Source organism: Lachnoclostridium sp. An138, assembly GCF_002160765.1.
Classification (GTDB): domain Bacteria; phylum Bacillota; class Clostridia; order Lachnospirales; family Lachnospiraceae; genus Laedolimicola; species Laedolimicola faecalis.
The window spans coordinates 75,027-91,182 of record NZ_NFLF01000015.1 but is presented as its reverse complement, the minus strand read 5'-3'; the positions used below and the strand labels follow the sequence as shown (position 1 = coordinate 91,182).

The 16,156-nt window shown below is 51.3% G+C and carries 9 protein-coding genes and 1 tRNA gene; 3 read left to right on the top strand and 7 right to left on the bottom strand.

Annotated features, from left to right (window positions below):
* Positions 1–114: 114 nt before the first annotated feature.
* Positions 115–366 (top strand): GIY-YIG nuclease family protein, encoded by a 252-nt coding sequence (locus B5E82_RS12855; RefSeq protein WP_087307967.1) that lies wholly within the window; start codon positions 115–117, stop codon positions 364–366.
* On the opposite strand, the gene B5E82_RS12850 is transcribed toward B5E82_RS12855, so the two are convergent.
* From B5E82_RS12850 to ileS, 4 genes are all read right to left on the bottom strand, one after another.
* Positions 347–1,258, bottom strand: a complete 912-nt coding sequence (locus B5E82_RS12850) for a M23 family metallopeptidase (protein ID WP_140393143.1) — start codon at positions 1,256–1,258, stop codon at positions 347–349. The two genes, B5E82_RS12855 and B5E82_RS12850, sit on opposite strands and share 20 nt — an antisense overlap.
* A gap of 99 nt (positions 1,259–1,357) precedes the next feature.
* Positions 1,358–2,155 (bottom strand): SpoIID/LytB domain-containing protein, encoded by a 798-nt coding sequence (locus B5E82_RS12845; protein WP_162610776.1) that lies wholly within the window; start codon positions 2,153–2,155, stop codon positions 1,358–1,360.
* 165 nt (positions 2,156–2,320) lie between these two features.
* Positions 2,321–4,789: a glycogen/starch/alpha-glucan phosphorylase gene (locus B5E82_RS12840; protein ID WP_087307956.1), complete on the bottom strand. Its 2,469-nt coding sequence runs from the start codon at positions 4,787–4,789 to the stop codon at positions 2,321–2,323.
* Between the two features lie 50 nt (positions 4,790–4,839).
* Positions 4,840–7,995: an isoleucine--tRNA ligase gene (gene ileS / locus B5E82_RS12835; RefSeq protein ID WP_087307965.1), complete on the bottom strand. Its 3,156-nt coding sequence runs from the start codon at positions 7,993–7,995 to the stop codon at positions 4,840–4,842.
* Between the two features lie 521 nt (positions 7,996–8,516).
* Between ileS and B5E82_RS12830 the strand changes: the two genes are divergently transcribed.
* Positions 8,517–10,124, top strand: a complete 1,608-nt coding sequence (locus B5E82_RS12830; RefSeq protein WP_087307955.1) for a serine hydrolase — start codon at positions 8,517–8,519, stop codon at positions 10,122–10,124.
* A 106-nt stretch (positions 10,125–10,230) separates the two neighbouring features.
* On the opposite strand, the gene B5E82_RS12825 is transcribed toward B5E82_RS12830, so the two are convergent.
* Entirely contained in the window at positions 10,231–10,896 is a 666-nt protein-coding gene (locus B5E82_RS12825; protein WP_087307964.1) for a YkgJ family cysteine cluster protein, read from the bottom strand.
* Positions 10,897–11,086: 190 nt separating this feature from the next.
* On the opposite strand from B5E82_RS12825, the gene B5E82_RS12820 reads away from it, so the two are divergent.
* Positions 11,087–11,163 (top strand) — tRNA-Arg (locus B5E82_RS12820).
* Positions 11,164–11,534: 371 nt separating this feature from the next.
* On the opposite strand, the gene B5E82_RS18135 is transcribed toward B5E82_RS12820, so the two are convergent.
* Positions 11,535–11,696 carry a hypothetical protein gene (locus B5E82_RS18135; protein WP_162610773.1) on the bottom strand — a complete coding sequence of 54 codons (162 nt, stop codon included), beginning with the start codon at positions 11,694–11,696 and terminating at the stop codon, positions 11,535–11,537.
* A 16-nt stretch (positions 11,697–11,712) separates the two neighbouring features.
* Positions 11,713–16,146 (bottom strand): suppressor of fused domain protein, encoded by a 4,434-nt coding sequence (locus tag B5E82_RS18995; RefSeq protein ID WP_087307953.1) that lies wholly within the window; start codon positions 16,144–16,146, stop codon positions 11,713–11,715.
* Between the last annotated feature and the right edge of the window lie 10 nt (positions 16,147–16,156).

The following is a 16,156-nucleotide window of genomic DNA, read 5'->3' as shown; positions in this document are numbered from 1 at the left end:
CTCGTGCTTTGTAGTATAGCTTCTCGCTTTTAGTATAAGGCAAAACGTGGAGAAAGTCGAAACTTTCATTACTATTTGTGCCGCCAACTGAAAGGCGGCGGAATGGAGATTTTTATGAATTACACTTATATTCTCCGGTGCGGGGACGGTTCTCTCTACACCGGCTGGACCAATAATCTGGAAAAACGTCTGGAGGAGCACAATCAGGGACGGGGCGCGAAATATACCAGAGCTCATCTGCCGGTCGTACTCGCGTACTACGAATGCTTTGATACCAAAGAAGAAGCCATGCGGCGGGAGGCAGCTATCAAAAAATTAAGCCGCCCCCAAAAGGAACGGCTTATCGCTACTGGAGAAGGCTCATAGGATCGACGCTTTCTCCGTCCTTGCGGACTTCGAAATATACGTTGCAGCCTTCTTTTGTATAATAACGTGTAGGTTCACTTACATATCCCACGGTTTCGCCCGCCTTCAGATAATCTCCTTCCTTTACCGGAAGCTCTTTCAGCTGGCCGTAAACCAGTTCATATCCGTCTCCGATGTCCATGGTTACGGTCATGCCGGTTTCCTCCAGCGTCTCTATCTTCGTAACCTGTCCCGGAGCCGCGCTCATCACGTTTTCATCAAGCGTTCCCTGAATGATCACAGCAGGATTATATTTGTACTGATCCAAAGTGGCAAAATAGACGGTCTTGTCCATACTGTAGTCCATAATGACATTTCCGGCTACAGGCCAGAGCAGCTGATCCGTTTCCGGAGAAAAGGAAAGATCCATCTGCTCTGAAACCGCGTCTGCCGAGGACGCTTTCTCCGTTCCGTCCAAAATTACGGTTTCGCCGGTTCCCTCCGGATCTATCTCCGCGAATTCGCTTTCCAGCTCTGCGCCGTCTGCCATGCCTGTCCCCTCTGTGCCTGCCGTTTCTCCTGCTGCGTCTGCAGCCGCTTCTCCTGCCTTGTCACGGGACGCGGAGCCGGACGCCGCTTCCTGTGTCTTTTCCGCGTCCGCCAGCTCTTCCGTTTCTTCAGACTTTTCCGCCTCTTTTGCAGCCTTCTCTGCTTCCGCCTGAGCCTGTTCCCTGGCTCTGGCCTCCTCTTCTGCTTCGGCTACCTGCTGCTCCAGTTCTTTTTGCTGCTGGTCTGTCCTTCCGACGGTATACATGCCGATCATGGTCACCACCGCCAGAAGACACAGGCTGAACGCAACTGTGACGGTCCTTCCTCCGGAAAAGCCGCCTTTTTTCTTTCTTTTCACTGTCATAAGCTTCACCTCTATACTGTTTTCCACACTTTTTATGTGCTGCCGTCACTGCCCAGCCTTTCCGAACAGTCACCTGCCGCTATCTCTAGGATAGCCAGTTTAAGAGAAGCTTATACACTGGGTGTTTTTATAAAAATAATGCAGAATTTCCTGATATTGCATGCCTTCCAGGGCCAGAAGATTGGCCTGATACATGCTCATCCCCAGCCCGTGTCCCAGTCCCTTTGTGGTGATCCGCACCCCCGTCTCTGTCTGCTCTGCCGTAAAGCAGCTGGAATTCAGGCCGTACAGACTGCGGAACTCTTCTCCTCCCAGGGTTTCTCCCTGAACGCTTACCTCCGTTACATAACCGGCTTCGTCCCGTGACAGAATCCGAGGAACCTCATCCAAATCAAGCGTTTCTATTTTCAGATAATCGGATGACTGCAGGTCATCCGGGCATTCGGCAGACTCCAGCCAGGAATAGTCTTCGCCCAGGAGGCTGCCTCCACGGGTCCGTCCCGCGCTTACCGCGTGATAGGGCAGATCCGGAAGCGTTCCCTCCTCTTCCGCCGCTTCTGTCACCAACACCTGGCCTGCCGTACTCTCTGCGGCTTTCCCGCACTTCTCTGCGTACTGTTCCCAGCTGTCATATCCCCAGAGCCGAATCTGCTCTTCCCGGGGATAGAAGGTGAATCCCAGTGCCTCCAGATCGCTTTCCCGGACTGCTGACGCAGCCTCTGCCGCTGTTCCGTTCCCGTAGAAACTCATGGCCTGCCGCAGAAGGTTGGTGCGCACAATGACCGCCTGTGCTTTCAGCGCCTCTTCCTCATAGCTGACCGGCATCTGGGCGGGCAGGATTTCCGCGACCAGGTCTTCCACCCCTGCCTGACGTGCCGGTTCTTCCGTTCCGCTCATGCTCCCGGTCCGAAAAACGGCTGCCACATAAGGCAGTAAAATTAAAATAATCAGTACAGATATTCCTGTCTTTATTTTTTCCTTCATTCTACAATCTATGAGCATGAAAAAAGAGATAGACATGAGAATTCACGTCTATCTCTTACTCTTTTCTGTCTTTTTCTTTTATTCCTGAGGCAGAGTTACCTTCATCTTGTCAAGATGCCAGATATCATCCACATACTCCTGGATCGTGCGGTCAGAAGAGAACTTGCCGCTGCAGGCGGTATTCCAGATCGCCTTCTTTGCCCAGCCCTTCTCGTCTCTGTAAGCTGCTTCCACACGCTCGTGAGCCTCCGCGTAGGAACGGAAATCCTTCAGAATAAAGTAGGTATCCGCCCGGTCGCTGCTCTTGGTGTTCAGCAGGGAATCATAGATGTCGCGGAACATCTCCGGGTCCTGAGGCGCGTAGTAGCCGTTGATCAGCTGCATCAGTACGTGGCGGATATCCTGATCGCTGTTGAAGATATCCATGGGATTGTAGCCGCCGTTCTGCTCATAATTAATGACTTCGTCAGAGCTCAGGCCAAAGATGAAAGCGTTCTCCTCGCCCATCTCTTCTACCATTTCCACGGTAGCTCCGTCCATGGTTCCGATGGTCAGGGCTCCGTTCAGCATGAACTTCATGTTTCCGGTACCGGAAGCCTCCTTGCTGGCCGTGGAGATCTGCTCGGATACATCCGCCGCCGCAAAGATCAGTTCTGCGTTGGATACACGATAATCCTCAATGAAGACTACCTTCAGCTTGCCATTGATAGAAGCGTCGTTGTTGATCACATCCGCTACGGAATTGATCAGCTTGATGGTCAGCTTCGCTCTGCGGTAGCCTGCCGCCGCCTTTGCGCCGAAGATAAAGGTTCTGGGATAGAACGGCATCTCCGGATGCTCCTTGATCTTGTTATACAGATACATGACATGGAGAATATTCAGCAGCTGGCGCTTATACTCGTGGAGACGCTTTACCTGTACGTCAAAGATAGATCTCGGGTCCACGGTGATTCCGTTATGCTCCTGGATATATTTTGCCAGGCGTACCTTGTTCTGGTACTTGATATTCATGAATTCCTGCTGAGCCTTCTCATCGTCCGCGTAGATTTTCAGTTTGGAAATCTGAGACAGATCTGTGATCCACTCATCTCCGATATGGGCTGTCACCCAGTCAGCCAGCAGCGGATTGCCATGAAGCAGGAAACGGCGCTGTGTAATTCCATTGGTCTTGTTGTTGAATTTTTCCGGCATCATCTGATAGAAATCCTTCAGCTCCTGATGCTTGAGAATCTCGGTATGCAGTCTTGCCACGCCGTTTACGGAATAGCCTGCAGCGATAGCCAGATGAGCCATCTTTACCTGGCCGTCATAGATAATCGCCATCTTGCGGATTTTTTCCTGATCGCCCGGGTATTTCTTCTGGATCTCGATCACAAAGCGGCGGTTGATCTCTTCGATGATCTGATATACACGGGGAAGCAGGCGGGAGAACAGCTCGATAGGCCATTTTTCCAGAGCCTCGGCCATGATGGTATGGTTTGTGTAAGCGCAGGTCTTTGTGGTGACCTCCCATGCCTCATCCCATTCCAGGCCTTCCTCGTCGATCAGGATACGCATCAGCTCTGCCACTGCCACCGTCGGGTGGGTATCGTTCAGCTGGAAGGTGGCCTTCTCATAGAACTTGCGGATGTCGCTGTGCGCTCTCTTATAGCGGTCGATGGCAGCCTGCACGCTGGCGGAAATGAAGAAATACTGCTGCTTTAAGCGCAGCTCCTTGCCTGCCATGTGGTTGTCGTTGGGGTAAAGCACGTCTACCAGCAGCTTGGCCAGGTTCTCTTCCTCTACAGCTTTCTCATAGTCTCCCTTATCGAAGGCGTCCAGACGGAAGGTATTCATCGCCTCGGCATCCCAGATACGCAGGGTGTCTACCACATTATTTCCATAGCCTACGATGGGCAGGTCATAGGGGATCGCGCGCACGCTCTGGTATCCCTTCTGCACGAAATGAGTCTTGCCCTTTTCATCCACCTCTACGTCCACATATCCGCCGAATTTGACGATCTTCGCGTACTCGGAGCGGCGCAGCTCAAAGGGATTGCCGTCTTTCAGCCAGTCGTCGGGAATCTCGATCTGATAGCCCTCCTCAATCTTCTGCTTGAACATACCGTAATGGTAGCGGATTCCGCAGCCGTAGGCCGCATAGCCCAGGGTAGCCAGAGAATCCAGGAAACAGGCTGCCAGTCTTCCCAGACCGCCGTTTCCAAGAGCTGCGTCGGGCTCCTGATCTTCGATCAGGTTCAGGTCGCAGCCCAGCTCCTGCAGAGCTTCCTTTACTTCATCATAATAAGTCAGGTTAATCAGGTTATTGCCCAGGGCGCGTCCCATCAGGAATTCCATGGACATATAGTACACAATCTTCGGGTCCTGCTTCTTCATCTGCTCCTGAGTGGCCAGCCATGCGTCAATAATCGCATCCTTGGTCGCCAGAGCCACCGCGTTGAAGATGTGGCGGGGTGATGCTTCTTCAATGGTCTGTCTGTACAGGGTCTTTACATTGTAAACCACACTTCTCTTAAAGAGCTCCTTATTAAAAGGCCTCTTGCTCATATTGGTTTCCTCCTCATCTGCCATTTTGCGTGTAAGGCGCGGACGCGCTTTTAAGCGCGTTCCACACCCAGGGTTACCTCTTCCCCGTTAATATTCCAGTCTTTTACGTAGCCAGTCGTCTCTCCTGTCTGAATCCGGAGAGCCAGGACTTCCGACTGAATCTCTTCTTTATGATCCTCAAGAATCTTTTCAATCTTCTCATTGCCTTTGCAGGAGAGGACGATCTTGTCGGTTACCTGGAAATCTGCCTCTTTCCGCATGGTCTGTACCTTGCTGATGATCTCGCGGACGAAGCCTTCCTCAATCAGCTCCGGCGTCAGCTTCGTATCCAGAACAACCGTGATCTCATTGTCCCCATCGGATACATAGCCCTCTGTCTGAGCCATGTCGATCAGCAGATCCTCTTCTGATAATACCACAGCGGTGCCGTTTACGTCAAATGTAAGGTTTCCATTTTCTTTCAATTCATCCATGGCGCTGTTGCCGTCCACAGAAGAAAGGTATTCGCGGATACCGTTCAGGAATTTTCCATATTTGGGTCCTACTGTCTTAAGCTGCGGCTTGAAGCTGTAGGTGGTAAACGCGCGCACGTCGTCTGTGAACTCTACTGCCTTTACATTCAGCTCATCCCGGATAATATCACGGTAATACTCCGCAAGCTCATAAGGAGCCTTCACATACATCTGCGCAATGGGCTGGCGGTTCTTAATATTGGCCGCGTTCCGGCAGGCGCGTCCCATCACGACGATGCGGAGAACCTCATCCATATTCTTTTCCAGCTCCAGGTCGATCCATTCCTTCTTCACCTCGGGGAAGTCGCAGAGATGGATACTCTCGGGAGCGTCCTTGTCAATGCTGCGTACCAGGTTCTGGTAAATATCCTCTGTCATGAATGGAATCATGGGAGCTGCTGCCTTGCTGATGGTCACAAGGGCTGTGTACAGGGTCATGTAGGCATTGATCTTATCCTGCTCCATACCCTTCGCCCAGAAACGCTCGCGGCTGCGGCGCACATACCAGTTGCTCATGTCATCCACGAACTCCTGCAGGGCTCTCGCCGCTTCCGGAATCCTGTAATTTTCCAGATCGCTGTCTACCTCGCCCACTACTGTGTTCAGCTTGGAGAGCAGCCATTTATCCATTACGCTTAAGGTATCATATTTCAACTCATACTTTGTGGCGTCAAAGTTATCAATGTTCGCGTACAGCACGAAGAACGCATAGGTATTCCACAGGGTTCCCATGAACTTGCGCTGCCCTTCCGTCACGGCCTTTCCGTGGAAACGGTTGGGCAGCCAGGGAGCGCTGTTGATATAGAAATACCAGCGGATGGCGTCCGCGCCATAGGTGTCGAGAGCTTCAAAGGGGTCCACCGCGTTGCCCTTGGACTTACTCATCTTCTGTCCGTTCTCATCCTGCACATGTCCGAGAACGATGACATTTTCGTAAGGAGAGCGGTTAAACAGAAGCGTGGACTCTGCAATCAGAGAATAGAACCAGCCTCTTGTCTGGTCCACCGCCTCGGAAATGAACTGCGCCGGGAACTGCTGCTCGAACAGATCCTGGTTTTCAAAGGGATAATGATGCTGCGCGAAGGGCATGGCTCCGGAATCAAACCAGCAGTCAATGACCTCCGGCACACGGCGCATCTCACCGCCGCACTCGGGACACTTCATCGTGATCTCATCAATGTAGGGACGGTGAAGCTCCACGGTCTTCGCCTTCTCATTTCCGCTCATCTCATAGAGCTCTTCACGGCTGCCGATGGAATGCTGATGTCCGCATTCCTTACACTCCCAGATATTTAAGGGAGTTCCCCAGTAACGGTTCCGGCTGATGCCCCAGTCCTGAATATTCTCCAGCCAGTCTCCGAAACGTCCCTTTCCGATGCTCTCCGGAATCCAGTTTACCGTATTGTTATTCCGGATCAGATCCTCCTTTACCGCCGTCATCCGGATAAACCAGGATTCCCGCGCGTAATAGATCAGCGGCGTGTCGCAGCGCCAGCAGAAAGGATAATCATGCTCAAATTTCGGCGCGGAGAACAGCTTTCCTTCCTTATCCAGATCCTTTAAGATCTCCGGGTCCGCCTTCTTTACAAAGAGGCCCGCGTAAGGCGTCTCCTCTGTCATGTCTCCTTTGCCGTCTACAAACTGCACGAAGGGCAGGTCATAATTTCTTCCGATACGGGCGTCATCCTCACCGAAGGCCGGAGCGATATGAACGATTCCGGTACCATCGGACATGGATACGTAATTGTCACAGGTCACAAAGTGGCCTTTCTTCCTCTGCTTTGCGGCAGCCTCTCCGGCGCAGGTAAAGAGCGGCACATATTCCTTATGCTCCAGATCCTTCCCCACATACTTTTCCAGGATCTCGTAAGCCGGTTTTCCTTCCTCGGCCAGTCCGCCCAGTACCTTGTCAAGCAGCGCTTCCGCCATATAATATACGTAACCGTCCGCGGCTTTTACCTTCACATAGGTATCAGACGGATTTACGCAGAGAGCCACGTTGGAAGGCAGGGTCCAGGGTGTGGTGGTCCATGCCAGGAAATAGGCATCCTCGTCCTTCACTTTAAAGCGGACGATGGCAGAACGCTCCTTTACAGCTTTGTAGCCCTGAGCCACCTCATGGCTGGAGAGAGGCGTTCCGCAGCGGGGGCAGTAGGGAACGATCTTGAAGCCTTTATAGAGCAGTCCCTTTTTCCAGATCTCCTTCAGAGCCCACCACTCAGACTCGATGTAATCGTCATGATAGGTGACATAGGGATTGTCCATATCTGCCCAGAATCCCACAGTGCTGGAGAAATCCTCCCACATGCCCTTGTATTTCCACACGCTTTCCTTACATTTGCGGATAAAGGGATCAAGGCCATATTCCTCAATCTGCTCCTTGCCGTCCAGACCAAGCTCCTTCTCCACCTCCAGCTCTACCGGAAGTCCATGAGTATCCCAGCCTGCCTTTCTCGGCACATAATATCCCTTCATGGTCCGGTAACGGGGAATCATATCCTTGATAACCCGGGTCAGCACATGGCCGATATGAGGCTTTCCGTTGGCCGTGGGCGGTCCGTCATAGAAAGTATAGGTGGGACCCTCCTTGCGGTGTTCCATACTTTTCTCGAAAATGTGGTTTTCTTTCCAGAATTCTTCCACATTCTTTTCGCGTTCTACGAAATTCAGATTCGTTGATACTTTGTCGTACATAATAACCTCCTCGTATTCATCTGTCTTTTCGTCTGAAAGCATTGTGCCTGCAGGGATTTCCTGCCGCATAATAAAAAGCTTCCGTCCTGTAAAAGGACGGAAGCCATAGACTTTCGTTATACCACCTTATTACAACATGCCATCACATGCGTCTCCCTGTAACGGGGGAAACCCGTCGGTGCCTAAGAAGCCTTTCTTCTTTCAGTCCGCAGCTCGGAAGTGATCTTCGAAAAACCCTACTCGCGCCGGATTTCCACCCTCTCCGGCTCTCTGTGCCTTTTGGCGTCTTCCTACTCTCTTCGTCTCAGCCTTTTCACTGTGTCAAACACACTTTGTTTCGTCTGCTGAACGTTCATAGTATACCCTGTTTTTGCGGGATTTGTCAACCTTCCGCAGTTTTTTTCTTAAGGAAATGTGAACTTTTTTGATTTGCCCTTGCGCGCGAAATAGAAATGGCATATACTTGAATTTATAAATATTACAAATATGTTTCATTTTCGTTTCCAAAGGAGCTAATTCAAATGAAATTTTCACATAAATTCTGGGCAGGGGCTCTTGCGCTCTCTGTCCTTGGTTCTCTTTGTCTTCATCCTCTTACCGCAGATGCCGCCAGAATGACCGCTGCGGAACAGGCCGCGGCAGAAGCGGCGGAAGCTGAGCGCCAGGCCGCCTATGATAAAACCATCGATTCCAATTCCATCGAAAACTGGCCCCAGGGCCCCCAGATCTACGCGGAATCCGCCATTGTCATGGAAGCGGATACAGGAACTATCCTATATAATAAGGATATGGATATGGTCAATTATCCGGCCAGCATCACCAAGATCATGACAGCTCTCGTCACGCTGGAGAACTGCTCCCTGGACGAGATCGTAACCTATTCCTATTACGCGACTCATTCCATCGAGGCAGACAGCAGCACTATCGGTACGACAGAAGGAGAAGAGCTGACGGTAGAAGAATCTCTTTACGCCCTGCTGCTGGAATCAGCCAACGAGTGCGGAAACGGTCTGGCAGAACATGTGGCCGGCTCTATCGACGCTTTTGTAGAAATGATGAACGAAAAAGCCGCGGAGCTTGGCTGTACGAATACCCATTTTACCAATCCCCACGGTCTGCCCGATGAAAATCATTATACATCGGCTCACGACATGGCGCTGATTACCCAGGCCGCCCTGCAGAATGAGGATTTCGTGCGCATCTCCGGATCAGACCGCTACCAGATGCGGGCCACCAATAAGGACGAAGAAATTACTTATATGACGAATCACCATAAAATGATCGCTTCCTACAGAGGCGACGATCGTTTTCTGGATGATACCGTCATTGCCGGAAAGACAGGCTATACCTCCGCTGCAAAAAATACCCTCGTGACAGCGGCAGAACGGAACGGCATGACCCTGATCGTAGTCACTATGAAGACAGCCTCTACCGCAGAGTCCGGAATTCCCATGTACACAGATACGGCTCTGCTGCTGGATTACGCGTCTGAAAATTTCAGCAGAGTCAATGTGGCCGACAATGAGACGAATTTTGCGGTATCAAAATCAAATAATTTCTTTGCGGGAAGCTCCATTTTCGGCCAGACCATGCCGCTTATCACCATCAATCCGGACGATGGGATCATCCTTCCCAATGGCGTCTCCTTTACAGACGCTTCTCCGGAACTGACCTTTGTGGATGACAGCGGAGAATCTGATGTCATCGCAACCTTGTCTTATACGTACAGTGGACAGCCTGTGGGAACAGCCTCCATTATGCGTGGAGAAACCAATGTTCAGGACTTTACCTTTGACCGGGAGATCGATTCGGATGAAGAAGCCGACGCCATCACAGCGCTGAGCACAGGCGTACAGCAAAAGCGTTTTATCAAAATCAATGTGCGTCTGATTCTGATTTTCGCCGCTGTCATCGTCGTTCTCTTCCTGATCTACCGTCTGATTCGTCACCTGATGAAAAGCTTCCGGTTCTCTCTGGGCTTTTCCTCCAGACGCAGCCGTTACCGGCATACGCGCGCGCGGCGGCACAGAAACTTTTTCTGGCAGAAAAAGAACAGGAGCCCCGGCGGCAGGTACCACAGGACTCCAAAGAAAAGAGGCTCTTCCTCTTTAGATGATTTTGATCTTTAACCCCCGGCAGGACGGGGTTTCCGCGAAATTTTGAGCCGCAAAAACTGCTCCCAGACAAGAGCAGTTTTCGTGGCTCAAAATGATTCCGGCTTTGAACGGTTTCGGCTCAGATCTTCAGAATGCTTTTTGCCTCCTCAAATCTTGCGTAAAACTGTTCATAAAAATCCCGGTCCGTATCCCAGGGCTTCTGATAAAAACTTTTCAGAATATACAGACTGACCGTTTTCCGGTACTCCTCGCTGTCCGACGCTTCCAGCCGGGCGGTGAGGTCTTTTAAAAAGTAGTGCCAGTCAATGATAAATTTCTCATTTCTTCTGATATCCGGCGTATCGATCCACTTCTGCACCTTCACCTTCAGCTTCGGCTCTTTCTTACATTCATGCACCTGGAGAAAATACTGAAAGCTGCCGTTTTCATAATAACGTCCCAGCGGAAAGATCCGGCAAAGCCCCGGCCGCAGACTGTGAATGCTGCAGCGCCCCTCCTCATTCAGAAAACCGCAGCGCTCACTCTCTCCCTCCGTCTTCATATTCGGAAGAATGATTCCCTCCTGCACATTCAGCTCCAGCTTATCCAGCAGGAGCGTGTCAAAGGATACCTTCAGTCCTGTCGTCAGCCTCCAGACATCGTAAGGGTCCAAAATGATCGTGCTTCCCATGCTCTCGCAGCAGTCTGAGCAGCCCTGGCAGCCGCCGCAGTCTGCTTTCACCATATCCCGCAGGCCATAAAGCCGGCCGTCGGACACCTCTTTCATATCAATATCACGTTCCATATCCTGCGCTCCTCCCATTTTCCTGCTGCTTATACATTTCTGATACGTTTTCCGCCGCAGTTTTCCTGATGTTTTGAAAATTACCCGTCTTAACGGATGCTTTCACTGACGCTTTAAAAATTTCCCTTGTGGGATTTTTTATTTTATGGTACACTCTTTACTGGAAGTTCGTCAAGAGCGGCTTCTTGTTGTTTCCGTAGCTCAGTTGGATAGAGCGACCGCCTCCTAAGCGGTAGGTCGGGTGTTCGAGTCACCTCGGGAACGCCAGATTAAACGCCGAAAACCATTGATTTATCAGGGTTTTCGGCTTTTCTTATTTTCTCCGATTGCCTGAACATCCGAAAGATAAGGCCCTTGCTAACGGCCTTGCTAACGCGATTTCCGAGGATTGCAAAGAAAGGCGGCTGCTCTGTGTTCAAAGCCTTCTTTTCATGTCTGCTAATTTTGTTAGCAAGGATCGTGTAGATTTGCAAACAAATCGAGGTGCTTTGCAAACACGACCTCAAAACCTGCAAAAAAACCTGCTAACAAAAAAAGTGATTGGTCATAATACAATCCCGTTCAAAAGAAGAAAGCCCCTCATAAAATGAGAGGCTTTCTTTGCTGGGCCTGCTCTTACAGAGCACTGACAATTTGCTTTAAGAGCGCAGCGGTCTCAGGGTTTTTGAGGAGTTCAAGGATTTTTGCCGTATCACTTTCGGCAGTTTGAACGCATAAAGCGCACGAACACTATCCGCTTTCCCTTTTGTCTCTCGAAACTGTTTTTGGAGTTCAATATATTGCTTTAGGTATTCGTTCATAGACACATCCTCCTGCTCAATCCCACCAGAAGTACCAAACAGTGGACTGCCGCAGTACATCGGCCAAAGCACCAACGGTGGCTTCCTCCGGACCCTGGTCAATCACATCAGGGCAGAAGCCGTACAGCTCCACCGCCACATCTACAGCCTCTTTCTCGGAGACAGGAACCGGAAGCAAGAACTCCAGCTCATCATGAGTCATAACTGCGGGTACAGCGCCATACTGTTCAAACCAGTATTTTGCAACTGCCATTAACTCCGGCGTGTTAGGACATTCATTCCAGCCACCAAAGGGCAGATAGGCAAAAATCTCCCAAGGGTTCTTCACGGGGATTTTAGCCAGAATGAGAGGATAGGTCATATTATTATCGGAGTTCCAGTAGCTTGAAAAACGACGGTTATCATATCCGCCCTCCATCTCGCCAAGGATCTCCTCATCCCAGTCCATATCGTCATCCTCGGCTTCTTCCTTGCGCTGCCCAATCATTTCCTCCAGAACTGCTTTACTGTTCTTGATGGGGGCGGAGAGCATTTCCTTCCGGTATGCGGCAACTTTGTCCGGGTCGAAAGCATAGTCGTCCTCGCCATCGCTGTCCGGGTCAGAATTCATAATCAGGCATTCCCACAGGATTTCGGCATCCGCCTTAATCAGAACCGGCACAAAGCCCTCTTTGACACTTTCTCGTTTGGCATAGTTGTATGCCGACATGATGGGGTCATCATCCGTCATTGAGGGGAAATAGGTACATTCACAGTCCAGATATTCCATCATGGCTTTCGCAAGGTCTGAAGGCTCCAGAGTGGCCTCATCGAAACTCTGTCCCTGCCAGTTGACGAACCGCTTTTCCATGACTTTTGCCATAGCCTGATAATAGTTTTCATCAAATGGGATGAATAGATAGGCTTCATCCTGGAACTTATCGGAATAATATTGCTCTGAACCGAAATATTCCAAAGCATAGTTATCAATGTCGCTGGGGAAGTACGGGCTGTCCGCCTCGCCATAGTAATATCCAGCAAAGGCTGCGCCCTCCTTGTTGAACAGCGCCCCAAAGAGCTGTCCTTTCAGCTGGTCCCGGATAAAACCACGCAGATCGGCGCGGCTCAGATCTGCCATAAACGGCTGCACCTGCTCCCAGTACCGCTCCATGAATTCCGCGCTCATCAGATCATGCTCCATGCACCAGCGTAGATAGATTGCCATGTGGTTGTAGGCATTCATCTCGTCCACCGGCAAGCCCTTTTCCTGAATGGATTCCAGGTGACATGCGGCATCGTCCATATCGCCGGTGAATTCTTCCTCTGCAAGCGTTCCTCTGGTGATGGCATTCTGGCGGGTGGGATTAACCACAAAACTGATGCCTGCCATTTTTTTAAGCAGAGCGTCCGCATCATGCTCCATCTTATACTCCATCTCATTCCGATAGAGCGGGATCACCTGATAGAAGTTGACCTCCTCGCCGCTCGGCAAAGTGCAGACTTCGCCTCCGTTCCAGACAACATCCTGCGGACCTACCAGAAGTGCGGCGCAGAGTTCCGTATCCTCTGCAAACGGCGATTGCTTATCCATTGTGTGGCCAAAGCCCAGCCAGGTATCGTTGGAAATAGGCAGGCGTGCCAACACTTTCAAGAGACCAATAGGCCAGTACCACCGCTCATCCTTCAGGGATTCCTCATCCAGTTTCCAATCCGGTGGCAGAGCGATGGCCAGCTCTGCTCGCTCCAGCTTGTATTCCGCCAGTTCCTCCGGCACATTCATCCGGTGAGCACCCATGCCCATCGTTACCAGTGTGTAATAGTCCCGCTCATCAGAGGGAGGAACAACGCAGATGTCCACATGGATGTCAGGGGAAACCAGCTCATGGAACACATTCTCAAACTCGCCAAAGGTGTTTTTGATGTGCTGCTCTATCGCAGACATCTCATCCTCCGAATAAACCTCCGGCTCGCTGTTTTTTCTTGAGGACCAGAAGGCATCCGCCTTCGTGCCGTCCGGGTTCAGGAAAATCTGAAAATACTGATCGTCTCCCGGCTGTTGATAGACAAGACCAATGCGGCGGGTCTGGTCCACAAACACACCTGTTAGAATGCCCTCTGGTTCTCCTTCAGGGATGTGGGTCAGCCATTCACCGCTGTCCAGCCGTTCCTTGAGCTGCCGCAGCCAGTCGGTTCCCATCTTGGAGAGTCCAGCTTCGTTCATACGGAAGGAAAGCTCCACAAGATGTTCCTTTACCGGGTATTGAAATTCACAGCAGGGGGAATTTTTCTTATAGCTATACCGCTCTGGGTGGAACAGTTCATAAAATTCGGCAAGTCCCGCTTCGTCCACCCGAATGCAGGCTATGGCGCATTGTTTATCATCCGCATTCTCGTCCAGTCCCCGCTGGAGCGTTTGGTCAGCATCGGGATTGATCCAATGATATTCCATCTGTTCCAGGGTGGCTCCGGCTTTGATCTCTTTTTTTAAGGTCAGGAACTCATAATCTCCCGGTTCCAGTTTTAATCCTTGCTTGACGGCATCCAGCGCACCGGATTTATCGCCAAAATGCGCCCGTAGCTTGCCCAGATGGAGCCAGATCCAGGGGTAGTCCGGCTCCTCCAGAGCGCCCCGCTCCGCATATTCCAGTGCTTCTTCCAGCCTGCCGCAATACATCAACGCCACAGAATACCGGTAGTACCAGGTAGCGCAGCCCGTGGCGTTTTTCTCCGAATCCTTCATCCATTCCGCAGCGCGGTAGTAGTGGATGTAATCGTCCAGGTTAAGGCAGGCAAAGGCATACCAGAGGGCAATCTGTAAATCCTGGTGAGCCTGTTTTTCGCTGAATCGTCCTTCTTCTACGCCGCTTTTGATAAAATTCTCCAGCCAGTCGAGCATTTTCCCAAAGTAAGCGGCAGTTCCTTCGTCAAAGGACTCCAGTATTTCAATATCCTCTGTCGAGAGCAGGGAGCCAGTTTCCTCATGAATATCAGGCTCCGGTTCTTTCTCGTCCAGTAGCGGCACACCGCCCACATCCCGCCGAAATGCGTGGAAGTGAGCATAGGGCAGGTCGCTTCCCTCAAAGAATGCCTGTGCCGCTGTTAGTACAGCGGGCAGATCCCAGGCGATAAAATCCAGATACCCACAATACAGACCAGTGGCCCCACCCAGGAAGGTCACGGCTTCCTCTCCTGCATCCCGTAGGATGGCATCCCGCAGGTTATCCCGGAAATCCAGAATAGCTTTCACTCGTTCCTCACCGGTAAAACCGGACAGCGGGTACAGGAGGAATCCAGCGGCAATGCCATCCTTGTGGTACTCATCCACCATATCACTGCGGGCAGTCAGGTAGTCGTTGATGAGCACCGGCAGGCGGCAGCTTCCAGTATAAACATCCAGCCGCCAGTCAGCCTCCGGGTCCTCCACCGGTTCCAGTTCATAGGCAAGATAACTGTTTTCCAAGTAGTCGCTGCCATCCCGCCAGAGAGAAAGCCCCATGCTTTGCAGCAACTCCGGCAGTTCGGAAAGCAGCTTGGCCGGTTCGTCTTTCGGTTGAGCATAAACATCAAACCCAGCAACAAAGGCGATAGCGGAAACTTCTCCGATGGTTTGATCCACCAGCATAGAGAGTGCCCACCAGACCTTGTCTGTGTCCTCTTTCAAGATCGGGGTCAGCTTTTCACAGTAAAGGACCAGACTTACCTGATGATCCTCTGTTTCCTCTGCCCACATCTGCACATCCTCAGCCCGAACTTCAATCTCTCCAGCTCGCAGCTCGAACCCCTCACAGGGCTGGCGGCCTACCCAGATATTCCAATGCTCAAGCACCGATTCTGGGGCCTGCTTCTGGAAGTACACCAACGGGAACAGGCGGGAGCGAAGCCCCTCTGGACTGAGGATCAATTCATGCTTTTCGCCATTGAAGCCCAGCTCGAAGGAAGTATCACGCAGGGCCGTCTTGAGTGCATTCCCGCATTTTTCAACCAGTTCTTCGCCGCGCTGGTGTGTTTCGTCCGTATCTATGATTTGACGCAGTTCTGCCTCAATCTGAGAAAAGGCTGCCCATGCTTCCTGCGTCCTTTCACGGAAGTTCTTTTCAAAGCGGGGCAGGGACAAACGACGGCGGCAATCGTTTATGTACTCCTGAGTATCTTTGTCTCCGGGGCGGGCTTTCAGGGCCTTTTCAAAGTAACGCAGGGCGGGGCCTTCCTCATCCAGACAGTAATAGGCCAAAGCGATTCGATAATTCCAGCAGTGATCTTCGGCAAAATACTCCTCATGGGGAGCCAGAAGTTCCAGCGCCTTTTCAAAAGGCTCCCGTTCTCCTATATGTGCAACGGCAATATATGCCTTGGCCAATTCGCTGTCCAGTTCCGGGGTGCGCTCCTCGGCAGGAATCGCTTCCAGGGTGTCGATTACCTTCTGCGCTTCATCCTGTTCAAACCATTGCTGGCATTGTTTCAATAAATCCATATCATGATCT